General features: G+C 37.0%; 17 protein-coding genes and 1 pseudogene. 12 read left to right on the top strand and 6 right to left on the bottom strand.

Features of this window, described 5'->3' with window-relative positions; genetic code table 11:
- The 3 genes from kbl to O9307_RS01655 all read left to right on the top strand — a co-directional run bounded on the left by kbl (position 1) and on the right by O9307_RS01655 (position 5,617).
- The gene (gene kbl / locus O9307_RS01665) at positions 1-1,191 is read left to right on the top strand and encodes a glycine C-acetyltransferase (protein WP_298294686.1); all 1,191 of its coding nucleotides are present in this window, start codon (positions 1-3) and stop codon (positions 1,189-1,191) included.
- 109 nt (positions 1,192-1,300) lie between these two features.
- Positions 1,301-2,785 carry an OmpA family protein gene (locus tag O9307_RS01660; RefSeq protein ID WP_298294684.1) on the top strand — a complete coding sequence of 495 codons (1,485 nt, stop codon included), beginning with the start codon at positions 1,301-1,303 and terminating at the stop codon, positions 2,783-2,785.
- A 69-nt stretch (positions 2,786-2,854) separates the two neighbouring features.
- Positions 2,855-5,617, top strand: coding sequence for a PD-(D/E)XK nuclease family protein (locus O9307_RS01655; RefSeq protein ID WP_298294682.1), 2,763 nt, complete (start codon positions 2,855-2,857; stop codon positions 5,615-5,617).
- Here the strand turns inward: O9307_RS01655 and O9307_RS01650 are convergent.
- From O9307_RS01650 to O9307_RS01640, 3 genes are all read right to left on the bottom strand, one after another.
- Positions 5,614-6,396 carry an alpha/beta hydrolase gene (locus O9307_RS01650; protein ID WP_298294680.1) on the bottom strand — a complete coding sequence of 261 codons (783 nt, stop codon included), beginning with the start codon at positions 6,394-6,396 and terminating at the stop codon, positions 5,614-5,616. The two genes, O9307_RS01655 and O9307_RS01650, sit on opposite strands and share 4 nt — an antisense overlap.
- A gap of 275 nt (positions 6,397-6,671) precedes the next feature.
- A complete protein-coding gene (locus O9307_RS01645; RefSeq protein WP_298294678.1) occupies positions 6,672-7,472 on the bottom strand; it encodes a TIGR00266 family protein in 801 nt (266 codons plus the stop codon).
- A gap of 156 nt (positions 7,473-7,628) precedes the next feature.
- On the bottom strand, positions 7,629-8,921 hold the full coding sequence (locus O9307_RS01640; protein ID WP_298294676.1) for an aminopeptidase P family protein: 1,293 nt from the start codon (positions 8,919-8,921) through the stop codon (positions 7,629-7,631).
- Positions 8,922-9,131: 210 nt separating this feature from the next.
- On the opposite strand from O9307_RS01640, the gene O9307_RS01635 reads away from it, so the two are divergent.
- Complete coding sequence (locus tag O9307_RS01635; RefSeq protein WP_298294675.1) at positions 9,132-11,756, top strand: glycosyl hydrolase; 2,625 nt, start codon at positions 9,132-9,134, stop codon at positions 11,754-11,756.
- Positions 11,757-12,281: 525 nt separating this feature from the next.
- Here O9307_RS01635 and aceA read toward each other — a convergent pair.
- Together aceA and aceB are read right to left on the bottom strand one after the other, a co-directional pair.
- Positions 12,282-13,562 (bottom strand): isocitrate lyase, encoded by a 1,281-nt coding sequence (gene aceA, locus O9307_RS01630; protein WP_298294673.1) that lies wholly within the window; start codon positions 13,560-13,562, stop codon positions 12,282-12,284.
- A gap of 522 nt (positions 13,563-14,084) precedes the next feature.
- Positions 14,085-15,686 (bottom strand): malate synthase A, encoded by a 1,602-nt coding sequence (aceB, locus tag O9307_RS01625; RefSeq protein ID WP_298294671.1) that lies wholly within the window; start codon positions 15,684-15,686, stop codon positions 14,085-14,087.
- 120 nt (positions 15,687-15,806) lie between these two features.
- On the opposite strand from aceB, the gene O9307_RS01620 reads away from it, so the two are divergent.
- Positions 15,807-17,288: an XRE family transcriptional regulator gene (locus tag O9307_RS01620; protein WP_298294669.1), complete on the top strand. Its 1,482-nt coding sequence runs from the start codon at positions 15,807-15,809 to the stop codon at positions 17,286-17,288.
- 105 nt (positions 17,289-17,393) lie between these two features.
- Here O9307_RS01620 and O9307_RS01615 read toward each other — a convergent pair whose 3' ends face one another.
- Positions 17,394-18,755 carry a hydroxymethylglutaryl-CoA synthase gene (locus tag O9307_RS01615; protein WP_298294667.1) on the bottom strand — a complete coding sequence of 454 codons (1,362 nt, stop codon included), beginning with the start codon at positions 18,753-18,755 and terminating at the stop codon, positions 17,394-17,396.
- 341 nt (positions 18,756-19,096) lie between these two features.
- Between O9307_RS01615 and O9307_RS01610 the strand changes: the two genes are divergently transcribed.
- The 7 genes and pseudogenes from O9307_RS01610 to O9307_RS01585 all read left to right on the top strand — a co-directional run bounded on the left by O9307_RS01610 (position 19,097) and on the right by O9307_RS01585 (position 24,331).
- Positions 19,097-19,762 (top strand): succinate dehydrogenase cytochrome b subunit, encoded by a 666-nt coding sequence (locus O9307_RS01610; protein ID WP_298294666.1) that lies wholly within the window; start codon positions 19,097-19,099, stop codon positions 19,760-19,762.
- 11 nt (positions 19,763-19,773) lie between these two features.
- Positions 19,774-21,783: a fumarate reductase/succinate dehydrogenase flavoprotein subunit gene (locus O9307_RS01605; RefSeq protein ID WP_298294664.1), complete on the top strand. Its 2,010-nt coding sequence runs from the start codon at positions 19,774-19,776 to the stop codon at positions 21,781-21,783.
- Positions 21,784-21,850: 67 nt separating this feature from the next.
- On the top strand, positions 21,851-22,612 hold the full coding sequence (locus tag O9307_RS01600; protein WP_064715732.1) for a succinate dehydrogenase/fumarate reductase iron-sulfur subunit: 762 nt from the start codon (positions 21,851-21,853) through the stop codon (positions 22,610-22,612).
- A 315-nt stretch (positions 22,613-22,927) separates the two neighbouring features.
- Positions 22,928-23,314: a DUF6444 domain-containing protein gene (locus O9307_RS01595; RefSeq protein WP_298294660.1), complete on the top strand. Its 387-nt coding sequence runs from the start codon at positions 22,928-22,930 to the stop codon at positions 23,312-23,314.
- 116 nt (positions 23,315-23,430) lie between these two features.
- Positions 23,431-23,607 carry a transposase gene (locus O9307_RS14705; protein ID WP_366099854.1) on the top strand — a complete coding sequence of 59 codons (177 nt, stop codon included), beginning with the start codon at positions 23,431-23,433 and terminating at the stop codon, positions 23,605-23,607.
- A 16-nt stretch (positions 23,608-23,623) separates the two neighbouring features.
- Positions 23,624-23,824: pseudogene (locus O9307_RS01590) on the top strand (tyrosine-type recombinase/integrase); the annotation flags it as partial.
- Between the two features lie 219 nt (positions 23,825-24,043).
- Positions 24,044-24,331, top strand: coding sequence for a hypothetical protein (locus O9307_RS01585; protein ID WP_298294658.1), 288 nt, complete (start codon positions 24,044-24,046; stop codon positions 24,329-24,331).
- The last annotated feature ends 137 nt before the right edge of the window (positions 24,332-24,468 follow it).

Genomic DNA, 24,468 nt, shown 5'->3' with positions numbered 1-24,468 from the left:
ATGTACGGTAAGATACAAGAATATTTGCAAAACGAATTGCAAACCATCGAAGCTAATGGCCTTTTTAAAAAAGAAAGAATCATTACTTCAGCTCAAGGGGCAGAAATTACAGTGAATGGAGAAACGGTACTTAATTTTTGTGCCAATAATTATTTGGGGCTTTCTTCGCATCCCGAAGTAATACAAGCCGCAAAAGATACTTTAGATTCTCACGGCTTCGGAATGTCATCCGTTCGTTTTATTTGTGGGACACAGGATATTCATAAAACCTTAGAAAAAAAGATTGCCGATTTTTACGGTACCGAAGATACTATATTATACGCTGCAGCTTTTGATGCTAATGGCGGTGTTTTTGAACCTTTATTAGGAGAGCAAGACTGTATCATTTCAGATAGTTTGAACCACGCTTCTATAATAGATGGAGTGCGTTTGTGTAAGGCGGCTCGCTATCGTTATGAAAACAGTAATATGGAGGATTTGGAACAGCAATTAATCAAAGCTACCGAAGCAGGTACCCGTTTTAAATTGATTGTTACTGATGGGGTTTTCTCAATGGATGGGCTTGTGGCGCCTTTAGATAAAATTTGCGACTTAGCCGATAAATACGACGCAATGGTTATGGTAGACGAATGTCACGCAGCTGGTTTTATCGGTGCTACAGGAAAAGGAACCTTGGAGGCTAAAGGCGTAATGGGACGTGTGGATATCATCACAGGAACTTTAGGAAAAGCATTGGGAGGTGCTATGGGGGGTTATACTACAGCTAAAAAAGAAATAATTGAAATTTTGCGTCAACGTTCAAGACCTTATTTGTTTTCTAATTCATTAGCGCCAGCAATTGTTGGGGCATCTATTAAGGTATTCGAGTTGTTGGAAAAAGATACAACCTTGAGAGATCAATTAGAGTGGAATACCAATTATTTCAAACAAGGGATGCTTAAATCTGGTTTTGATATCATTGATGGGGATTCAGCTATTGTACCCGTTATGTTGTATGACGCTAAATTAGCGCAAACAATGGCTAATGAATTGTTAAAGAATGGGGTTTATGTTATAGGCTTCTTTTTTCCGGTAGTACCAAAAGAGAAAGCCAGAATTAGGGTTCAGTTATCGGCAAGTCACACTAAAGAACACATAGACAATGCTTTAGCTGCTTTTGAAAAAGTAGGTAAAGCTTTAAAAGTTATTTAAAGCAAACAGCTTCGTTATTTTTTGTAGGTATTTTTTATCTTTTAATTTTGTCACTAAAAAATAAGTTGCTATTTTTGTTTATAATTAACTAAATTTTAATAGAATCATTATGAAACATCTTAACAAACTTTTAGTTGCTGTATTGATGGCTGCGGGTTTTTCTTCGCAAGCGCAAGACAGTAACAATCCTTGGGCTATTACCATTGGAGCTAATGCGGTTGATTCAAGATCTAGTGCGGGTCCAGATCACGTGAATTGGTTTCAACAACATTTTTCTCAGCCATTTGCTGTAAAAGACAATTGGAACATCCTTCCTTCAGTATCTTACATTAACGTGTCTAGACATATTAATGGCGGTTTCTCTTTTGGATTGGCTGGATCAGTTAACAAAATTGATAAATTTGTAAATTTTAATCCAACTGCTAGTAATGCTGACGCAAGAGGAATGAGTGTAACAAATCCTGGAGATTTAATGTTTTACGGAATTGATGGAACAGTAAAGTACTCTTTCATGGATTTAATTGGTACAAAATGGTTTGATCCAAGCTTACAAGCTGGTGGAGGTTATACTTTCTTGGGAAAAGATAGCTTTGGTCACGTTAACTTGGGAGTTGGATTAACTTTTTGGTTTACTGAAAATGTTGGTTTAGCATTGTCTTCTGGGTACAGAATGGCATTGCCTAATGACCAAAGAAACGATGGATTGAATCCAGAGTCTCCATCTTTAGTGCAACACACTGCTGGTATCGTTTTCAAATTTGGAGGTAAAGATACTGACGGAGATGGAATCTATGATAAAGATGACGCTTGTCCAGAAGTTGCTGGTTTAAAACAATTCAATGGATGTCCTGATACGGACGGTGATGGAATCGTTGACGGAAGCGATGCTTGTCCAGATGTTGCTGGTTTAGCAGCTTTCAACGGTTGTCCTGATACAGATGGTGACGGAATTGCTGATAAAGATGATGCTTGTCCAGATGCTGCTGGTCCTGCTTCAACTAAAGGTTGTCCTGATACAGATGGTGACGGTGTTGCTGATAAAGATGACAAATGCCCAACAGTTGCTGGTCCAAAAGATAACCAAGGTTGTCCAATTCCAGTAGTATTAGATGCTGATAAAGACGGTGTTCCAGATACAGAGGATGCTTGTCCAATTGTAGCTGGTCCTAAAGAAAACAAAGGTTGTCCAGTAGTTGATGAAAAAGTAATTGAAGACTTAAGAGTTAAAGCAAGAGCTATTTTCTTCGTAACAGGAAAATCTACTTTAGATAAGGCTCGTCCTGACACTGAAACAAGCTTAGATGCAATCAAAGAAATCTTGAAAAACTACCCAACTGCTAAATTCCAAGTTAACGGTCATACAGATAACGTTGGTAAACCAAAATCTAACTTAGCTTTATCTAAAGCAAGAGCGAAAACAGTAGTTGATGCTTTAGTGGCAAAAGGAATTAATCCAGCTAATTTGTCTTCTAACGGATACGGATCAACTAAACCAGTAGCAACTAACAAAACTGCTAAAGGTAGAGCTGAAAACAGAAGAACTGAAGTAATTTATGTTGGTGGTGTTGACGGAATGAAAGTTAACATAAAATAATAAATAAATTATTTTAAATACTATTTAAAAGCCGTTCTTAATTGAACGGCTTTTTTTTATATTTATACAATGACAAAACACTCTTTCTTAGACCAAATTGCGAGTCAATTAATCACTAATTATTCTGACGATTTTTCGAATACTATAGTGATTCTTCCCAACAAGAGGGCTAAAATATTTTTAATTGAAGCGCTAAAAAAACACATTACAGGAACTGTTTTTTCCCCAGAGATTACGAGTATAGAGGATTTTGTCCAAGACGTTTCTGGGATTCGTTCTATGGATTCAATCGAATTATTGTTTGAGTTCTATGGAGTGTATTTATCAATCACTTCCAAACAAAACCAGCAATCCTTTGAATTATTTGCCAATTGGGCCAAAATGTTATTGCAGGATTTTAATGAAATTGATCGGTATTTATTGGATCCAAATCACGTTTTGTCTTATTTAAAAGATATTGAAGACATTAAAAAATGGGGAATAGCTGTTGAAGATAAAACACAATTACTTGAAAACTATATTGATTTTTGGAAGCTTTTACCACATTATTACCAATCGCTGTACCAATATTTACTAGAAAAAAAAACAGGATATCAAGGGTTGATTTATAGAGAAGCAGTAACAAATCTACCTGCGTTTTCTAAAAAAATTGAAGCTAAATTTTATGTATTCGCAGGTTTTAATGCTTTAAATGCTGCCGAAGAAAAAATCATTCAGCATTTAATAGCTAATGATAGAGCCACCATTTTTTGGGATGCAGATCAAACATTTTTAAATGATCCCTATCACGACGCGGGATTATTTATTCGAAGATTTAAAGAAAGTTGGAAGCACTACAAATCCCACCCTTTTGAGTGGATTCAAGATGATTTTTCTAAGGCTAAAAATATTCACGTAATCGGTACTCCCAAAACTATTGGGCAAGCCAAAATTGTTGGTAGTCTTATTGAAAAGACCATTGCTGAACAAGAAACGCCGAATCTCGATAAAGTGGCGGTAGTTTTAGGTGAGGAAAACCTTTTGATGCCTTTGTTATATTCTCTTCCTGCTTCGGTAGGTGCGTTAAATATTACTATGGGATATTCTAGTAAAAATAACCCAGCGCAATTGTTAGTGGCGAAATTGTTTAAAATGCATACGAATGCTTTAAAAAGAAATCCTTCTCAATATGTGTTTTATTACAAAGATGTGGTCGATATTCTTACGCATCCATTAGTAGAATCTTTTGCTAATGCGAATCACTTGGTTCGGATTATAAAAGAGAATAATTACACTTTTATTACACATAAGAAAATAATTGAGCTCCAATCTAAAACGAACACATTATTCGATTTGTTGTTTCAAAAATGGGACAATGGTTCTATGGCGGTTTTAGATGTTATTTCTAGTTTGTTGTTGCTCTTACGCAATAATTTGAGTAACGATAATGAAGAAGAGAAATTAACCAAGGCTTTTGTGTATTCAATTTTTACGGTGATTAACAAGTTGAAGAGTTATTATGCTCAACATTTGCAGATTGATCAAATACCGACTCTTTTTGCTATTTATAAACAGATAATTGATTTGGCTGAGGTTTCCTTTGAAGGAGAGCCGTTGAATGGTTTGCAAATTATGGGAGTTTTGGAAAGCAGGGTGTTGGATTTTGATACCGTCATAGTGACTTCAATGAATGAAGGAAAATTTCCTGCGGGTAAATCGATGAATTCTTTTATTCCTTATGATGTCAAGAGAGAATTAGGATTGCCCACTTTTAAAGAAAAAGATGCGATTTATACCTATCATTTTTATCATTTATTGCAACGTGCCAAAAATGTGTATTTGATTTACAATACCGAAAATGAAGGATTAGATGGTGGTGAAAAAAGCCGTTTCATCACACAACTCGAAGTGGAGCAACGCTCGAATCATACACTTACTCATGAGATTTATAATGCCACCGTTCCTGATTCGGCTTACTTGCCGATGAGTGTTGAAAAGTCGCCATTGGTTATGGAGCGTTTGAAAGAGATTGCAGAGAAAGGGTTTTCACCTTCGGCGTTGACTAGTTATATTCGTAATCCTATCGATTTTTATTTCAAAAAAATAGTGCGTATTAGAGATACTGAAGAAGTCGAAGAAACTATTGCTTTGAATACTTTAGGGACGATTATTCACAAAACTTTGGAGGAATTGTACACGCCTTTTATAGACAAGTTCATTTCGGAACAAGATATCGAGCAGGCTATTCAAAAAATTGATTCAGAGGTATTGAAACAATTCAAAGAAATCTACAAAGAAGGAGAAATTACAAAAGGACGAAATTTATTAGCTTTTGAAGTAGCCAAACGCAACGTCTTTAATTTCTTAAAGTCCGAATTGCAATCGATAAAAGCGGGAGATGCTGTTAAAATTTTGGCTTTGGAAGCGACTTTTGAGCGCATTTTGGAACATCCGAGCTTGCCTTTTCCGGTGAAAATTGCAGGGAATGTTGACCGAATAGAAGTCCGAAACGGTACCATCCGAATTATTGATTACAAAACGGGTAAAGTCGAAAAAAGTAACGTTACCTTAAAAACGTGGAACGGATTGGTGGATGAAATCAAAAATGACAAAATTATTCAAATTTTGGCGTATGCTTTTATGTATGAAATCCTAGCCAAAGACCAACCAATGCAAGCGGGTATTATCTCCTTTAAGAATAGTAAAGCTGGATTTTTAGCTTTTGCTTTAAAAGAAGAAAAAACAGAAGAAACTACTATTAATGCAGTTATTTTGACTGCTTATTTGGAGCAATTAGTAGGCTTGTTGCAAGAAATTTTAGATCCAGCAATTCCTTTTAAGGAGAAGGTTTAAATTTTCTTCAAAAATGATAATAATTCTTTAGCCAATTCGGATTCATTTTCGATGTGGCTCATGTGACCGTCTGGGAAAGTTACCAATTCAACGGTTGTTCCTTGAATTTGTATGATGGTTTCTTCGTAGTTTAAAACGGGATCTTTTTTTCCTAAGATTATTAATTTAGGAAAAGCCGTAGTGTGGAGCAAGACTTCTCGGTCTTTGCGGATTTTCATTCCTTCGAGTGAGGCGATGATGCCTTGCAGAGGCGTTTGTAAAGCTTCTATTTTTACTCTTTCGATGTGGTCGTTCAAACGGTCGCGGTTGTCTTCGCTGAATAAATTGGCGATCGCAAGGCGAATAAAGGTCGCGTAATCTTTTTTTACGGCTTTAATGGCCCGATCTCGGTTGGTTTTTCGTTCAGTGCTGTCTTCTTTGGCGGTGGAATTGAGTAATACCAGTCCTTTGACAGTTTTGGGATACAACTCGGCATAGGCTAAAGCTACGTAACCGCCCATTGAATGACCGATGAAAACCGCTTTTCGGAGACGTAAACTTGAAAGCACTTCGTGTACCGCATCGGCATTGTCTTCCATAGTTTGGATGTAACCCAAAGGTTCGGTTTGGCCATGACCTAACAAATCGATGGTGATGACGCGGTATTTTTGACTCAAAACGGGTACTAAAGCCTTCCACATGGATTGGTTTTCTAGGAAGCCGTGCAGTAAAACAATAGCGGTTCCTTTTCCGGTGTCGGTGAATGCGATGGAGGTGTTTTTGTAGTGAAGGGTTTTCAAAGTTCGAGCGTTTGTGCAAAAGTACTTTTTATTTCTAGATTTTTTGAATTCAAAATGTAACCAAAAAGAGCCAAATGTTGCTTTTTAGCCCCGATTGTAGTGGAAATCCTTTTTTTTACACCTGACAGGTTTCTAAAACCTGTCAGGTGTAAAAAAAAGATTGTAGCGGAAAGCGGGACGGTGTTTCCAAAAAATCCCTATGCTTACTGCTCCTAAAAAAAATACCCCAAAATTGGTGTCTTTTGGGGTAGGGTTTTTTTGATTTTTTTCTGTTATTAGAAGCGATTATCGCCGTCTAAAAGATTGCCGAGTCCGCCTAAAAGGCTGCCTTCTTCGCGGCTACTTCCGCCAGCTCTTGGGGCTGAAGCAATGATACGGTCGGCCAATCTAGAGAACGGAAGCGACTGAATGTACACTGTTCCAGGGCCACGCAAAGTTGCGTAAAACAAGCCTTCGCCACCGAAGAGAGAGTTTTTGATGCCGCCAATAAATTCGATATCATAATCGACATCTTGGGTGAAACCTACGATACAGCCGGTGTCTACTTTTAGGATTTCGCCAGGTTGTAATTCTTTTTTGGCTAAAGTTCCGCCTGAATGTACGAAAGCCATTCCGTCGCCTTCAAGTTTTTGCATGATGAAACCTTCGCCACCAAAAAGGCCTGTGCCTAACTTTTTGGAGAATTCAATACCAACGGCTACGCCCTTGGCAGCGCAAAGGAATGCGTTCTTTTGGCAAATGAATTTTCCGCCAAATTGTCTTAAATCAATTGGAATGATTTTTCCGGGATACGGCGAGGCAAAGGAGACTTTGCTTTTGTTGTAATTTTGATTGATAAAGGCGGTCATGAACAGACTTTCTCCTGTTAAAACTCTTTTTCCTGCGCTTAGTAATTTGCCAAACAAACCCGTTTGTTGTTGGGAACCGTCTCCGAAAATGGTTTCCATTTGGATGCCATTGTCCATCATCATAAAACTTCCCGCCTCGGCAATGACAATTTCTTGTGGGTCGAGTTCTATTTCTACATATTGCATTTCTTCGCCATAAATATGGTAGTCTATTTCGTGTGCTATCATGATTTTGTGTTTTACCGTTTAAGGAATTAGTAAGTGGTTAAATTGAAATGTTACATTTTTGGGCATAAAAAAACGGCATCCATGAGAGATGCCGTTAGTTGTATTTATTTTGAATTCTACTTTTTCGCGAGAATTAGTGTAATTCTTGTACTATTTTTAAGCGTTCATTAAGCTTTCGATTTCGTCTGCTTCAATCGGAATATTGCGCATCAAATTGAACGGTTCTCCTGATTTTTGAATTACCACATCGTCTTCAATTCGGATACCGAAACCTTCGGCAGGAATGTAAATTCCAGGTTCTACGGTAAACACCATATTGGCTTCCATTGGTTCGTGGAGCAATCCATAATCGTGCGTGTCGAGTCCCATATGGTGAGAAGTTCCGTGCATAAAATATTTTTTGTAAGCAGGCCAATCAGGATTTTCGTTTTGAACGTCGGCTTTGTCAATCAGACCTAAACCTAATAATTCGGAAGTCATAATTTTGCCCACTTCTACGTGATATTGTTTCCAAAGTGTACCTGGAGTAAGTATTTTTGTAGCTTCGTTTTTCACACGAAGAACTGCGTTGTATACGGCTTTTTGTCTTTCAGAATAGCTTCCAGAAACTGGTATGGTACGGGTTAAATCGCTTGAATAATTGGCGTATTCTGCCGCTACATCTAGTAAAAGCAAGTCGCCAGCTTTGCATTGTTGGTTGTTTTCGATGTAATGCAATACATTGGCATTATTTCCAGAAGCGATAATGGGTGTGTAGGCAAATCCTTTAGAACGGTTGCGAACGAACTCGTGAATTAATTCGGCTTCTACCTCATATTCCATTACGTTGGGCTTCACAAACGAAAGCAAACGACGGAACCCTTTTTCGGTGATGTTACACGCTTGTTGGATTAAATCGATTTCTTCGGTTTCTTTTATGGAGCGAATGCGTTGTAAAATTGGGTTGCTCTTGGCTACGGTATGCGCTGGATATTGTGCTTTCCATTTTTTGATAAAACGGTCTTCACGGGTTTCGGTTTCTACAGCTGAACGATAGTGTTCGTTGGTGTTGATGTACATTACTTCGGCATACATCATAATTTCTTTCAAGGTTTTGTCAAAATCTTGTAGCCAGAAAACTGTTTTGATTCCTGATACCTGAAACGCACGTTCTTTGGTTAGTTTTTCGCCTTCCCAAATCGCAATGTGCTCATTGGTTTCTCTCAAAAAAAGGATTTCTTTCAAGTGCTCGTAAGGCGCATCTGGGAATAACAACAAAATGCTTTCTTCTTGATCTACACCGGATAAATAGAAAATATCTCTATGTTGTGCAAAAGGTAAAGTGCTATCGGCAGAAACAGGATATATGTCGTTTGAATTAAAAACCGCAACGCTTTTCGGTTTCATTTGAGCAGTGAATTTTTCTCTATTTTTTACAAAAAGCCCACTGTTTATTTGATGATATTTCATAACAACCAATTATTTATTAGTAATACTCAAAAATAGTAACTTTAGTAGAAACGGGTGTTAATTTGGGTATAAAATTTTTGAGTCTCTATTTTAATGCTTAATTTTCGTTCAAAATTGATGTAAATGAAAGTCGAAAGACCTAAAATTGGTTCAAAAAGAGATTAATTTTTGTGCGACTTCCATATTCCTCTAAAAAAATAGTTTTTACATATGAAAAAAATAGCCTTCCTAATTACTGCCTTGACCTTTAGTGTTTCCTGGAGCCAAAATGGTACTACTACCACGACGCCAACTTTGTTTCAAGAGTTGACTTTGCAAAATGTCGGACCCACAGTAATGAGTGGACGCGTAGTTGATGTGGCCGTAAATCCTGAGAATCCTATCGAATTTTATGTAGCGTATGCCTCAGGTGGTTTGTGGTATTCGAATACTAATGGTTTGAGAATGGAACCTGTGATGGATACGGCACCTACACTAAATTGTGGTTCTGTCTTTGTGGATTGGAAATCAGGAATGATTCTGGTAGGTACAGGAGAAATCAATTCTTCAAGATCTTCTTATGCAGGGATAGGCTTGTTGCAATCCTTTGACAAAGGAAAGACCTGGAAAAATATAGGATTGACCGACAGTCATCATATCAGTAAAATTTTGGTTAACCCAAAAAATAGCAATGAGATTATTGTTGGAGTGGCGGGACATTTATACACTAAAAACAAGGAAAGAGGTGTTTTTAAAACAACCGATGGTGGAAAATCGTGGCAACAAGTGTTGTTTGTAAATGATGAAACCGGAGTGATTGATATGGCTGTGGCCGAAAGTAATTTTGACGTTATCTACGCTAGTGCTTGGCAGAAAGACAGAAAAGCACACAATTTCAATGGAAACGGAAAAGCTTCGGGTATTTACAAAAGTACCGATGCAGGATCGACTTGGCAGTTGATTTCTACCCCAGAAAGTGGTTTTCCTTCGGATGAATTTGTCGGACGTATTGGATTATCAGCTTTTACTTCAGACATTATATATGCGGTGATGGACAATCAAAAAATGCGTCCTTCGACTAAAAAAGAAAAAGATCCCAACGATGAAGATCCAGAGGTAATTGGTGCCGAAGTTTTCAAATCCATCAACGGAGGGAAAACGTGGGTAAAAACCAATACGAGTTTTATTGATGATTTTTACTCTAGTTATGGCTATTATTTTGGTGACATCACGGTAGATCCAAAAAACCAAGAACGCATTTATATAACGGGTGTTCCGTTGTTGTTTTCAGATAATGGAGGTAAAACATTTCAAGCTATTGATGGCGACAATGTGCACTCCGATCATCACGTAGTTTGGATTAATCCTAATAATCCGAATCATTTGGTTAACGGAAATGACGGTGGTTTGAATATTACCTATGACAACGGAAAATCGTGGCAGTTGTGCAACAGTATTCCAGTGGGACAGTTTTATGCAGTAAATGTTGATGAACAAGAACCGTATAATATTTATGGTGGGTTGCAGGATAATGGCGTTTGGGTTGGAGCGAGTAATTACAGTGCTTCTATTGGCTGGCAACAAGAAGGAAAATATCCTTATGCAAGATTAATGGGAGGCGATGGGATGCAAATCCAAATTGATAAGCGCAATCCAAATATCGTTTTTACAGGATATCAATACGGCAGTTACTACCGCATCAATCGCGCGGATGAATCTAAAAGTAAGTTCATTGCTCCTAAAGCCAAAAAAGGAGATAAGCCTTATCGATACAATTGGCAATCACCTATTTTATTGTCATCTCACAATCAAGACATTTTGTATTTAGGTTCCAATTTTTTACACCGTTCTATGAATCAAGGTGATACTTGGACGGCTATTTCACCCGATTTGACTCAAGGAGGTAAACAAGGAAATGTGGCTTTTGGAACGTTGACCACCATCAGCGAAAGTCCTTTCGAGTTTGGAGTGTTGTATACCGGTAGCGATGATGGTTTAGTACAATTTACCAATAACGGAGGCGCGAGTTGGAAAGTGATTTCGACTACTTTGCCACAAAACCTTTGGGTAAGTAGAGTAGTGGCTTCTGCCTACAAAAAAGAACGCGTTTATGTAACGCTCAATGGGTACCGCAATGACGATTTTACGAGTTATGTGTATGTTTCAGAAGATGCAGGGCAAACTTGGAAAAGTATAGCGAACAATCTTCCTGCAAGTCCAGTCAATGTGATTTTAGAAGACAGCGTTTTGGATAGCGTGTTGTATGTAGGAACTGACAATGGTCTTTACATTTCTGTTGACGGCGGTGCTTCTTGGCAAGATTTCTCAAACGGAATGCCTCCAGTGGCGGTGCACGATTTGGTGATTCAAAAGAAAGCCAAAGATTTAATTGTGGGGACACACGGTCGTTCTGTATATAAAGTGAGTTTGAAACAAGTGCAAGAATTGAAAAAGGAGGTTTTAGACAAAACTCTTTATGTGTATGAAGTTAAAAGCACAACCAAATCCGAAAGATGGGGTTCGAAACGTGGCGCTTGGGGTGACGAGTTTATTCCAAAAAATGAACTTTGGTTTTATACCAATTCCGCTGGAAATGTAAGTGTTCAATTAGAAAATGCTTCTAAAGAAATAGTGTATTCAACCACTGTTGCCGCTCAAAAAGGATTGAACAAAGTGGTTTATGATTTAGCAATCGACAAAACTGCGGCCGACAAATGGATGGCAAAAGATAAAAAGCTAAAAATAACGCCTGCTAAAAACGGCAAGTATTATTTGCCAGTAGCTAAATATACTTGGAGCCTTGCAAAAGACAAAGAGAAAGCGACAACACCTTTCGAAATTGTTGCGCCTAAATAAAGAGGTCTGTTTGAAAAATCAACCATAATTTCCGATGGTTTTACGTTGAAAGGTTATGATAACTAACTTGTTTTTGAACCATATAAGGCATTTAAGGTCAATGAAGTTAGGTGAAAAGTAGTAACTCTAATTTGTGTATACTTTTTATACTTTTACTAAAACCAAAAGAGGGCTTTTGACTCATATTTACAACTCTTATATGGCCTTAAATGCCTTATATGGTTAAAAATTTTGCGAACCTAGCGTAAACCTTTGCGAACCTAGCGGTTAAATTTCAACAAAGATTTTTCGCATTGACACGATTAAGAACAAAAACAAAAGGCACGATTCCAAGTTGGTTTCGTGCCTTTTTTTGGCAAACATCTTTAACAATTATACTAAATAAAAATACATTTTAGTCCAAAAGAGCTCAGGTATAATGCCGATATAGTATGAAAATAGTTCAATTTTTATTGGACTATATTGACCCGAGCGTTAGCGAACAGGCGAAGCAATACATAATCGGTATAAACATCTAAAATATTTTTAAAATTGTGCCACTTCTGTTGAGTCTTTCATTGCTGTTGTAGAGGCTTTTCCCGTAGTAACCGTATTTTGAACGGCATCAAAATAGCTCGTTCCCACAAAACCTTGGTGTTTTACGGCTCTAAAACCGTGTTGTTGCAAAGCAAATTCTCTTTCTTGCAATTCAGAGTAGCCCGCCATACCTCTTTCTTTGTAAGCTTTAGACAATTCAAACATACTCGTGTTCAAAGCGTGGAATCCAGCCAAAGTAATGAATTGGAATTTATACCCCATAGCCGCCAAGTCTTCTCTAAAGGTTTCCATTTCAGCAACGGATAGTTTCGCCGCCCAGTTGAACGAAGGCGAACAGTTGTAAGCCAACATTTTTCCTGGATATTTCGCGTGAATAGCATCGGCAAATTGTTTTGCGTAAGCCAAATCAGGATTGCTGGTTTCCATCCAAATCAAATCAGCATACGGCGCATAACTCAACCCACGGTCAATACCTTGCTCCACACCACAGTTTACATAGAAGAAGCCTTCGTCTGTTTTTTCTCCCGTGATGAATTTGGCATCTCTTGGGTCTATATCGCTTGTCAATAAGTTTGCAGCATCCGCATCCGTTCTTGCTACAATCAAGGTTGGCGTTCCCATTACGTCGGCAGCCAAACGTGCAGCGATTAATTTATTGATGGCTTCTTGCGTAGGAACCAAAACTTTTCCGCCCAAGTGGCCACATTTTTTAGCAGAACTCAATTGGTCTTCAAAGTGTACGCCCGCTGCTCCCGCTTCAATCATTGATTTCATCAATTCAAAAGCGTTCAAGTTTCCTCCAAAACCTGCTTCAGCATCGGCAACAATCGGAACCAGATAGTCTTTTTTGTCTGCGGTTTTGTTCACCACTTGAATTTGGTCAGCGCGCAACAAAGCGTTGTTGATTCTTTTTACAACCAAGGGTACACTGTTGGCAGGATACAATGATTGGTCAGGATACATTTCGCCAGCCACATTCGCATCGGCCGCCACTTGCCAGCCGCTCAAGTAAATCGCTTCTAGTCCAGCCTCCACTTCTTGAATGGCTTGATTACCAGTCAATGCACCTAATCCGGCAACAAAATCCTGCGATTTCAATCGGTTCCAAAGTTTCGTAGCGCCCATTCTAGCGATACTGTGTTCAATTTGATACGAACCTTGCAATTGTACCACTTCTTCAGCGGTGTAAGGACGTTCAATGCCTTCCCATCTTGGGTTTGTTAACCAATCAGTTACTAATTCTTGAATGCGTGTCTCGGTGGTTTTCATAATTTTTGATTTAAGTTTTTTGGTTTATTTTGATTAAATAGTTTTGAAGGGAGAATTTATTTTGACACCACATAGAAGCATAGAGTTTATAGATTTTTTATAGAAGTAAATAGACGTTTTACTTTTCACATAGCCATCCTATGTGAGAAATAGCACTATTTCTATCTAATTCTTTTTCAAATTTGCTGAATCTTTGATTCTATGTGGTTATATTTTTTTGTTTGAAATTCACCCAGCAGGTTAAATATTTTATTCTTCAGGAGCGGCAAGCAAAGGGCTTTTTCAGGAAATAGGGGTTCCCGCTCTCCGTTATATCTCTGTCCTCGCTCGTTCGCGAGTACAGAGGATGCCACTGCGATCGGGGCTAAATGCCAGCAATGTGATTTTTTTTGGCAAAAGGCAATAGCCAAAAGTTAAATGGGATAAGCAATAGCTAAAAGGATTGAATAAATTTTTCAGCAACTGTAAAAACTAATGCCTTATGGCTATTGCCTTTTGCCTGTTACCTAATGCCTTGAACCACTACAAATACTTATACCCCGGTATCGTCAAGAACTCAACAAATTTTTTGTTCACTACCAGTTCGTCTAGTAATTTTTCGGCTAAAATGTAGTTTTCCTCCTCGTGTGCTCGGTCACCCACTTGCTTTCTGATTTTTTCATATTCTTCCAAAGCAATGCGGTGATACAATTTGGTCGTTAATTGTTCACCCGAATCCAACGTCACTTCATTTTGAAGCCATTGCCACAATTGTGACCTTGAGATTTCGGCCGTGGCGGCATCCTCCATCAAGTGATGAATCGCTGCAGCGCCTTGCCCGTTTAGCCAAGAAGTGATGTACAGTACGGCAACATTTACGTTTTTGCGAATCCCTTCTTCGGTAATCGTTCCTACTGGAATTTGCAACAAATCCGCTTCGGTAATGTGCAAATCAGCTCTCTTGATGTGAATATGATTTTTGGTCATCATATTTTCATTAAACACTTTCATCGCTATCGGAACCAAATCAGGATGCGCTACCCAAGTTCCGTCGTGTCCGTTTCTCGCTTCTCTTTCTTTGTCGGCAATTACTTTTTTGAAGGCAATTTCGTTGGCTTCAGGGTCATTCTTAATCGGAATTTGTGCAGCCATTCCGCCCATTGCGTGAATGTTGCGTTTATGACAACGCTGAATCACCAATTTAGAATAAGCATCCATAAATGGAGAAGTCATAGTAACTTGGTCACGGTTTGGTACGATAAAGGCAGGATTGTTTCTGAATTTTTTGATGTATGAAAAAATATAGTCCCAACGCCCGCAATTCAAGCCTACGATATGGTCTCTTAATTCGTAGATGATTTCATCCAACTGAAAACTAGCGGTTATGGTTTCAATCAAAACCGTTGCTTTAAATGTGCCGTGTTGCTCTCCAAGGTATTCTTGTGCAAATTCAAACACTTCGTTCCACCATCTGGCTTCCAAATAATGTTCTAATTTGGGTAAGTAAAAATAAGGAGCCGAACCGTTTCTGGCCAATTGGTCGTGATTGTGAAAAGCATACAACCCAAAGTCAATCAGAGAACCAGAAGCTTCTTCGTCTTCTATTAAGATGTGCTTTTCGTTCAAGTGTAATCCTCTTGGGCGTACAATCAAAACGGCTGTTTTTTCTTTTAGTGCATACTTTTTATTGCGTAAAGGGTCGTCAAGTGTTATAGTTTTATTTACGGCATCTTTTAGGTTTTGTTGCCCTTCCATTATGTTGTCCCAAGTAGGCGAAGTGCTGTCTTCAAAATCGGCCATAAAAGTTTTAGCACCTGAATTTAAAGCATTAATCACCATTTTTCTATCTACTGGTCCAGTGATTTCCACTCGTCTATCGATTAAATCTTTTGGGATTGGAGCTGCTTGCCAGTTGCTTTCTCTAATGCTTTTGGTATCCAAAGGAAAGGTGGGTAACACACCATTATCAAATTGGACTTGTTGTTTTTTGCGGGCTTCTAAAAGTTCCAATCGTTTACTGTTGAAATTTTCGTGTAAAGCCGTCAAAAAATCAATAGCTTCTTCGGTTAAAATGTTGTCGTGTTGTGCAATTTCTTCATTCAAAAATTGCCATTTTTTTTCGGTGGTTTCGGTTAGTGTTTTCATAACTAGTTCATTTTGATATTGCAATACTACAAAAAGTTTTTTACAAAACAAGCGAACGTTCGCAAAAAATGAAAAAAATGTTTTTTGCGTATTTTGGTTTTTTAATTTATCTTTGATTTTATGAACATAGAGAAAGATTATATTAAGTTGATTTTTGGGCTTAAACTCAAGCAGGCTCGAATGAATAAGGATTTGTCTTTATTTGGTTTGGCGAAGATTACAGAGTTGTCCAAATCGTATTTGAACGAAATCGAAAAAGGAAAAAAATATCCCAAAACGGATAAAATTATTCTGCTGGCCGAAAAACTAGAGGTTTCTTATGACCAAATGGTGTCTTTGAAACTCGATAATAATCTGGCTCCTATCGGTGAAATTTTGAAATCGGGCGTGTTAAAAGAAATTCCGTTGGAATTGTTTGGTATCCAAGAAGCCGATTTGATTGATATTATTGCCAATGCGCCTGCAAAAGTGACGGCCTTCATCAGTACGATTATCGAAATTGCACAACATTATAATCTTACGCGAGAAAGTTTCTTTTTGGCGTCTCTGCGTTCGTATCAAGAAGCGCACAATAATTATTTTGAAGATTTAGAAGAAAAGGTATTGCTGTTCTGCAAAGCCTTTCACGTGGATGTAACTACAAATATCTCTATCGAGGAGTTAAAGGCGATTCTAAAAGAGGAATACGGCTATACCATTAAAGAATTGGTGTTTTCCGAACAAGAAGAAATGGGAGATTTACGTTCAATTTATGTACCTACGAGCAAAACCTTATTGCTTTCAGACGAAATTGATGAAGGGCAAAAGGCTTTTGTTTTGGCCAAAGAAATCGCTTATAATTTTATGGAAATTAAAGAGCGTTTGTACACGTTCAGTTGGATTAAATTCGACAATTTTGACCAAGTCTTGAATAATTTTTATGCCTCTTATTTTGCAGGTGCTTTGTTGTTGCCTAGACAAAATCTGATTGATGAATTGAATTTGTTTTTGGCCAAAGAGAATCCAAAACCACAAGAAATGGTGCAATTGATGACGCAATTCAACGTCTCGCCAGAATCCTTCTATCAGCGATTGACGAATATTTTGCCGAAGGATTTCAATTTGAAAAACTTATTTTTCTTGCGTTTGTCTCACAAAATAGGCGCCGATACCTACCAAATCAAAAAGGAGCTACATATTACCAATCAACAAGAACCGCACGCCAACGAAATGAACGAGCATTACTGCCGCAGATGGGTGTCGATTAAAACAATTGAGCAATTGTTAGCACAAGGCAAGACGCATTTTTTTGATGCGCAAGTATCGCGTTACGAAAACAGTAGTAATGAATATTTAGTGTTTTCTTCGGCTACTCCTGATCCGTTTAAGAAAGATTGTTTGAGAAGTATTTCGGTGGGGATTTTAATCACGGCATCGGTAAAGAAAAAGTTCAAATTTTTAGAAGGTGATGTGGTGCCTAGACAATTAGTGGGTGTAACCTGTGAAACTTGTGCCGTGAAAGATTGCCAAGAGCGCGCCTCAGAACCCATTCATCTCAATCAAAAAATACGCAACGAAAATACCGAAGCCATCGTTCAGAAGTATATGGCGAAGTTTAGTTAAAGCTTAGTCTATCTGTTTGTTGTAAGTTAAAAGAGTGTTTTATAAGACAGATTTCATTGATTATGTTGGAAATCAATGAAATCTGTTTTTTTTATAATTTACTTTCTACTCGGCCCATTTGTAATAACGAGCACCTAGTAAGTTGGGATTTTCGTTTTCGATACGGTCCAAAATCCATTCGTTTTGTGGGGTGCGAATGCTTTGTTTTTGTTCTTTTTTGTGGAGTTTCTCGTAGGTTTCAAAATCTATGGCGACACTTTTTTCTAAAGTTTCAAAAAGTGCCACGGGTTGCAAGGCTTTTTTCCAATCCGCTTGAATCGTTCCCTCGAAAACTTTCGATTTTGAACCGCTTCCATAGGCTAAAAAGCCCATTTTTTCGTTGGCAATTTCAGTATTGTTTTCTGAAAAATGTGCCAAAGTCGATAGCAATCCCATAAAAATAGAACCTGTATATAAGTTTCCAATTAAAGAAGAAGCGATTTCAGCAGGTTGCAATTTTTGACTCACAAAATCTTGATAAGCTGGGGTTTTGCTGATTTCTTTGAGCTTGTTTTGGTATTCTTCTGGGGTTTCGTTTCCGGTAATAACGGCTTCGGTTGCATCTAAAGCATAAATTTCGGTCAACATGCGTCGGCCTTGAAAGGCATACGGTAAATGCATTACAATGCTTTTCCAGCTGTTATAAATTGTTTCAGCAGTGTTTTTTGCTTTTTTGAAAGCAAAGTAGGCATCTTTGGTACGGTCCATATAGCATTGGTTCGAATACTGCCCGTCAAACACCGGTTGGTCTTTGTGAATTTCGATTTCGTCTTCCAAATTATCAAACCAAGCCTCGTTGTTGTTATTGCCTGTGATTTTTTGTTTTGAAATTGTTCTGTAAGGTTTAAAAAAGTCAAATACGCCTTTCGTGCTTACGCCCCAATGATTCTCAAAAACTATAATTCTTGGGTTGGCGGAGATTAGCATAGCTACGGCTCCTGCACCTTGGGTGTATTCTCCGGTAGAGTTGAGGTCGTATTTGGCAAAATCAGTAGTAACAACAATTGCTTTTTTGGTGGGATTCAACTGCACGAAATCCAGGCAATTTTGTAGTGCATCCACCCCTCCGATACAAGCAAAAGTAAAATCAGCTGCATCGCAATGCGTTAAACAGTTTTCTCCAAATTTTTGCTCCATCAAGGCTACCAAAAACGAAGCGATAGGTTTAGAACTGTCAATCGCACTTTCGGTTCCAACGTAAATTCTAGCGATATCGTTTAAAGCTATATTTTGATCTTGAATGAGTTTGGTTAAAGCATTGGCACCAAAAACTACAGTATCTTGATGGGCATCGGCGAGAGTCATATTGGTCAATCCGAGTCCTTTTTGCAATTTTGCGGGTTCTATATTTCGAGCTTCTGCTAAGGTTTGTATGGGTAAGTGTATTTTGGCTACATCAAAGGATAGGGCGTCAATTCCGATTTTCATGGTACAAATTTTTGAATTGCAAAGGTAAAATGACAGGAGCCAAATACAATATTTTTATCCTTTTATTCTTCTGAATATGAATTTTTTTTAATAAATAAGAAGAATAAATCGTTTTGATGCTAAATTGCTAATTTTTTCTAAATTTTTACTCTTTCTTCTTGTTTTTTGTTAATTATTTTAGATTTTTTTAAATTTTGTTTAATATGTTTTGATTTTTTATTCCTTATGACTACTTTATGTTAAACACTTTAAAATCATTATAAATAAATAGGAAAGGGTTGTGATTCCTTTTTAATTCCCTTATTTTTGTGTGGAATTTTTATTAATCAATATAAAAAAATATGGCACAAACTACGTTGTTAAAGTCTTCTATTGCTAGAAAAGTGGCAATGGCATTATCGGGACTTTTTTTAATTACTTTCTTGTCATTGCATTTTTTCATCAATATGGTGTCTGTTTTTAGTGCAGATGCTTTTAATGCAATGTCTCACTTTATGGGATACAATCCTTTGATTCAATTTGTAATGCAACCCATACTTATCGCAGGGGTAGTTTTTCACTTTGTAATGGGTATGGTATTAGAATATCAAAACAGAAAAGCAAGACCAGTAAGTTATGTAAAATATGACGGAGCTGCTAATGCTTCTTGGGCTTCAAGGAATATGATTATTTCTGGATTGGTAGTTTTGGCTTTTTTAGGTTTGCATTTCTTCGATTTTTGGATCCATGAAATGACTTATAAATATGTTGAGTCAGGCGCAATCAATGAAACAAGATATTTTGAAGAATTGGTGGCTAAGTTTGAAAGTCCAGTTCGTACTGGTATCTATGTGGTGGCCTTCGTTTTATTAGCGATTCACTTATGGCATGGGTTTAGTTCTTCTTTCCAATCTGTTGGATTTAACAACAAATTCTCGACTACTATTCAAAAATTAGGATATGCATTTGCAATTGTGGTTCCTGTTGGATTCATATTTATTGCTTTATTTCATCATTTTAATCATTAATATCAATCAAAATGAAATTAGATTCTAAAATACCTGAAGGTCACATTTCTAAAAAATGGACAGATTATAAAGATCACTTACGATTAGTTGCTCCAAACAATCGCCCAAAAATTGATATTATCGTTGTGGGTACTGGTTTAGCCGGAGCCTCTGCAGCAGCATCTTTTGCTGAAATGGGTTATAATGTTAAAGCATTTTGTTATCAAGATTCTCCACGTCGTGCACACTCAATTGCAGCTCAAGGAGGTATCAACGCTGCAAAAAATTACCAAAATGACGGAGATAGCACCTTCCGTTTGTTTTATGATACCATCAAAGGAGGAGATTATAGAGCACGTGAGGCAAACGTACACCGTTTGGCTGAAGTGTCTGGAAATATTATTGACCAATGTGTGGCACAAGGAGTTCCTTTTGCGCGTGACTACGGTGGAATGCTAGACAACCGTTCTTTTGGTGGAACACAAGTACAACGTACATTTTATGCCGCAGGACAAACCGGACAACAGTTGTTGTTAGGAGCTTATTCTGCTTTATCTAGACAAATTGGTTTAGGGAAAATCGATATGTACAACCGTCACGAAATGCTAGAATTAGTAAAAGTGAACGGAAAAGCTCGTGGGATCATTGCTCGTAATTTAGTTACTGGAGAGTTAGAAAGACATTCGGCTCACGCGGTAATTATTGCTACGGGAGGATACGGAAATGTATATTTCTTGTCTACAAATGCGATGGGTTCTAACGTAACAGCAGGATGGAAAATCCACAAGCAAGGGGCTTTATTCGCTAATCCATGTTTTGTACAAATTCACCCAACTTGTATTCCAGTACACGGAACCAATCAATCGAAATTGACTTTGATGTCCGAGTCATTAAGAAACTCTGGACGTATCTGGGTACCAAAGAAAAAAGAAGATGCTGAAGCGATTCGTGCAGGTAAAATGAAGCCAACACAAATAGCTGAAGAAGATAGAGATTACTACTTAGAAAGAAAATATCCTGCGTTTGGTAACTTAGTGCCTCGTGATGTAGCATCAAGAGCTGCTAAAGAGGTTTGTGATGCTGGTCACGGTATCGAAGCTAATGATACTAATGAAGGAGTGTATTTGGATTTCTCTTCTGAAATTCAATCCAAAGGAAAACAAGTTGCTTTTGCTAAAGGAAATCATAATCCTTCTCAAGAAGAGATTCTTTCTTTAGGTAAAAAATGGTTGGAAGAAAAATATGGTAACTTGTTCACCATGTACCAAAAAATCACGGACGAAAATCCATACGAAACGCCAATGAAAATTTATCCAGCGGTACACTATACCATGGGTGGTGTTTGGGTTGATTATAATTTAGAGTCAACTATTCCAGGATGTTTTGTAGCTGGAGAAGCGAATTTCTCTGATCACGGAGCCAACCGTTTAGGGGCTTCTGCTTTGATGCAAGGTTTAGCCGATGGTTATTTCGTATTGCCATATACTGTTTCTGATTATTTAGCGGATGACATTCGTACAGGAAAAATCTCTACTGATTTACCTGAATTTGCAGCAGCTGAAAAAAGCGTTAAAGATTCAATAGATAAATTCTTAAACAACAATGGAACAAAATCTGTAGATCATTTCCATAAACGTTTAGGTTTGATTATGTGGAATAAAGTAGGTATGGGGCGTAATGAGAAAGGTTTGACTGAAGCCATTTCTGAAATTGCAGCTTTGAAAGCAGAATTCTACAAAGACGTTTATGTGCCAGGAAGTGCAGATGAGTTGAATCCTGAATTAGAGAAAGCTTTACGTGTGGCTGACTTTATTGAATTAGGACAATTAATGGCAATTGATGCATTGCAACGTTTAGAATCTTGTGGTGGTCACTTCCGTGAAGAATACCAAGATGCTGAAGGTGAAACACTTCGTGATGACGAAAACTTTAAGTTTGTTGGAGCTTGGGAATACAAAGGCGATAACATCAGCGACGAAGTACTTCATAAAGAAGAATTGAAATACGAGTTTATTAAAATAGCCGCTAGAAATTATAAATAGTAATAGCGTTATAATTAGCGGTTAGTAGTAAGTAAACTAAAAGCTAATCACATTAAAAATAAAAAACATGAGTGCAGCAAAAAATATTAATATAACCTTACAAATATGGCGTCAAAAAAACGCTAAAGTTAAGGGAAAGATGGAAACATATAAGTTGAATGATGTTTCTACAGCGAGTTCATTTCTAGAAATGCTAGATCAATTGAACGAGCAATTAGTAAACGAAAGAAAAGAGCCTGTAGCCTTTGATCACGATTGTCGCGAAGGAATTTGCGGAATGTGTTCTTTGTATATCAATGGTCGTGCACACGGACCAGATACAGGAATCACGACTTGTCAATTACACATGAGAATGTTCAACGACGGGGATACTATCGTAATAGAACCATGGAGAAGTGTGGCGTTTCCAGTAGTTAAAGATTTAGTTGTTGATAGATCTTCTTTCGAAAGAATTCAACAAGCAGGAGGATTTGTTTCTGTAAATACTTCAGGAAATACTATCGATGCTAATACCCTTCCTGTACCTAAAGCTGATGCAGACAAAGCTTTTGAAGCGGCTGCTTGTATTGGTTGTGGAGCTTGTGTAGCTACTTGTAAAAATGGTTCAGCGATGTTGTTCGTTGGGGCTAAAGTATCACAATATGCACTTTTACCACAAGGTAAAGTAGAAGCTACGAATCGTGTATTGAACATGGTACGTCAAATGGATGAAGAAGGTTTTGGTAACTGTACCAATACTGGAGCTTGTGAAATTGAATGTCCAAAAGGAATTTCATTAGAGAATATTGCTCGTATGAACAGAGAATATTTATCAGCAAGTTTGAAATAGCAACAAGTATTTTAAAACTTTGTAATCGAAGAGTTATAAAGTTCTCTAAAGATAAAAACGCATTCAATGTAATAGTTGAATGCGTTTTTTATTTGGCATTAATGCTTGATTTATACTTTGAAAATCAATTTGTTTTTGTAAAATAGCCACAGTAAAACTGTCCAGAATAGGGCATATAGCAAGGCAAATGCCAAAGAAGCAGTCTTAGGATTGTTAAAGTAAGGATCAATCCCAAAGTAATATAAAAAATCTAAAAGATTGATTTTTTCGGCTGTCGCTTTTGGATTTTGAAATATATAAAATCATTTCATTGATTTGCAGGAAACAACAAGTATGTCTTCTGACAAAGAAATAATCCAAGAACTAGGTCAAGAAATTATCGAATTGAAATCGATAATCGTTAAGCTTTTGGCAGAAATCGAAGACTTAAAACACCCAAAAAACAGCAAAAACAGTTCCGTTGCTCCATCAAATGACCAAAACAGAGTTTTAAAAAATCAAAGCTTGCGAGTTAGTAGTGGCAAAAAAGTAGGTGGACAAAATGGACACAAAGGAACGACTTTAAAAATGGTTGAAAATCCAGATATAATAATCATTCACGAGCCCGATTTTTGTAACTCTTGTGGCAATACACTCCATGATGCCCCATCAGAATTTATCGGCAGAAGGCAAATTATTGACATTCCGCCGATAAAACCCTAATATACCGAGCATCGTATTTATAAAAAAAAACATGCTCTTGTGGAGTATCTTGCCAAGCCAATTTTCCTAATAATGTCAATTTTACCATTAGCTATGGCACTAATGTTTAGGCTACAATTGCTTACTTGCACACCCGTCAGTATTTGCCTTTTGCTAGAATGAGCGAGTTTTTCTCCGATTTTTGTAACTTGGATATTAGTCAAGGGACGCTGTGCAATTTAGTCGAAAAATTTGCCCAAAAAGCAGCACTTGCTTATGGGATTATTCGAGTGAAAAAAATTAATTTGTTTTGAAATCATAATATTAAATCGAGCCGGAATATCAAAACACAAAACTTTCCATAGTACCAGACACACAAATGCAATGCCTTTACTTGAAAACGGAGCAGATATTTATACTGTATCTAAGAGATTAGGACATCAAGAAATACGAACAATAGCAATTTATGCTAAAATTGTTGACCAAAAAATGAAAGACGCTGCAAATCTAATTCCACTAATTAAACTTTAATATTCTGATCCACAATTATTTCACTTTAAATAAATAAAAGCATAAGATTAAAAGATTTTTCTTATAAAAAATGATTCTAACTGATTTTTAATTAGATAACGTAAGTTATGTAATTATTACTATTTATTATGAAATATTATTTTTTTGTTTTGTTTTATTGTTTTGTTTTATTGTTTTATGTTTACTTTATTAGACTAATTAATAACAAAAACCTTTAAAATGAAGAAAAAATTATTTTTTTTTACTTTGTTTCTTTTCTCGATTTTTGGATGGTCGCAGAAAAGTAAACAAGATGATTTTTCTATTTCTATTAATGGAAATAGGATTACTACAATTTCAAATTTTACGCATCAATTTAATTTGATTAAAAAAAGCACAGCAAAGCAAAATCCTAAAATTATTTATACATTAATTCAGTTTACAAAAGTACCTACAGTAAATGAAAAAGAAGAATTAAAAAAGAAAGGGATAAATTTGATAAGTTATTTATCTAATAATGCCTATTAAGTAATCAGAATAAAATAATGTCGTATTTTATTGTTTATATGTAGTTAAATTTGTATATTTATCTCATTATGAGATATGTAACCCTAAAAAAAGAAGAGATTGAAGTGTTAGAACACCTTCATCAAAAAAGCCCTAAT

This window comes from Flavobacterium sp., from assembly GCF_027531905.1.
Lineage (GTDB): Bacteria > Bacteroidota > Bacteroidia > Flavobacteriales > Flavobacteriaceae > Flavobacterium.
This window is presented reverse-complemented; position numbering and strand designations above follow the sequence as displayed.

What these genes read in the sequence shown, in the direction of transcription:
- kbl (WP_298294686.1), top strand. Translation starts at nt 1, where the DNA reads ATGTACGGTAAGATACAAGAATATTTGCAAAACGAATTGCAAACCATC.
- O9307_RS01600 (WP_064715732.1), top strand. Translation starts at nt 21,851, where the DNA reads ATGAGTGCAGCAAAAAATATTAATATAACCTTACAAATATGGCGTCAA.
- O9307_RS01635 (WP_298294675.1), top strand. Translation starts at nt 9,132, where the DNA reads ATGAAAAAAATAGCCTTCCTAATTACTGCCTTGACCTTTAGTGTTTCC.
- O9307_RS01605 (WP_298294664.1), top strand. Translation starts at nt 19,774, where the DNA reads ATGAAATTAGATTCTAAAATACCTGAAGGTCACATTTCTAAAAAATGG.
- O9307_RS01640 (WP_298294676.1), bottom strand. Translation starts at nt 8,921, where the DNA reads ATGAAATATCATCAAATAAACAGTGGGCTTTTTGTAAAAAATAGAGAA.
- O9307_RS01620 (WP_298294669.1), top strand. Translation starts at nt 15,807, where the DNA reads ATGAACATAGAGAAAGATTATATTAAGTTGATTTTTGGGCTTAAACTC.
- O9307_RS01660 (WP_298294684.1), top strand. Translation starts at nt 1,301, where the DNA reads ATGAAACATCTTAACAAACTTTTAGTTGCTGTATTGATGGCTGCGGGT.
- O9307_RS01610 (WP_298294666.1), top strand. Translation starts at nt 19,097, where the DNA reads ATGGCACAAACTACGTTGTTAAAGTCTTCTATTGCTAGAAAAGTGGCA.
- O9307_RS01585 (WP_298294658.1), top strand. Translation starts at nt 24,044, where the DNA reads ATGAAGAAAAAATTATTTTTTTTTACTTTGTTTCTTTTCTCGATTTTT.
- O9307_RS01645 (WP_298294678.1), bottom strand. Translation starts at nt 7,472, where the DNA reads ATGATAGCACACGAAATAGACTACCATATTTATGGCGAAGAAATGCAA.
- aceA (WP_298294673.1), bottom strand. Translation starts at nt 13,562, where the DNA reads ATGAAAACCACCGAGACACGCATTCAAGAATTAGTAACTGATTGGTTA.
- aceB (WP_298294671.1), bottom strand. Translation starts at nt 15,686, where the DNA reads ATGAAAACACTAACCGAAACCACCGAAAAAAAATGGCAATTTTTGAAT.
- O9307_RS01655 (WP_298294682.1), top strand. Translation starts at nt 2,855, where the DNA reads ATGACAAAACACTCTTTCTTAGACCAAATTGCGAGTCAATTAATCACT.
- O9307_RS01615 (WP_298294667.1), bottom strand. Translation starts at nt 18,755, where the DNA reads ATGAAAATCGGAATTGACGCCCTATCCTTTGATGTAGCCAAAATACAC.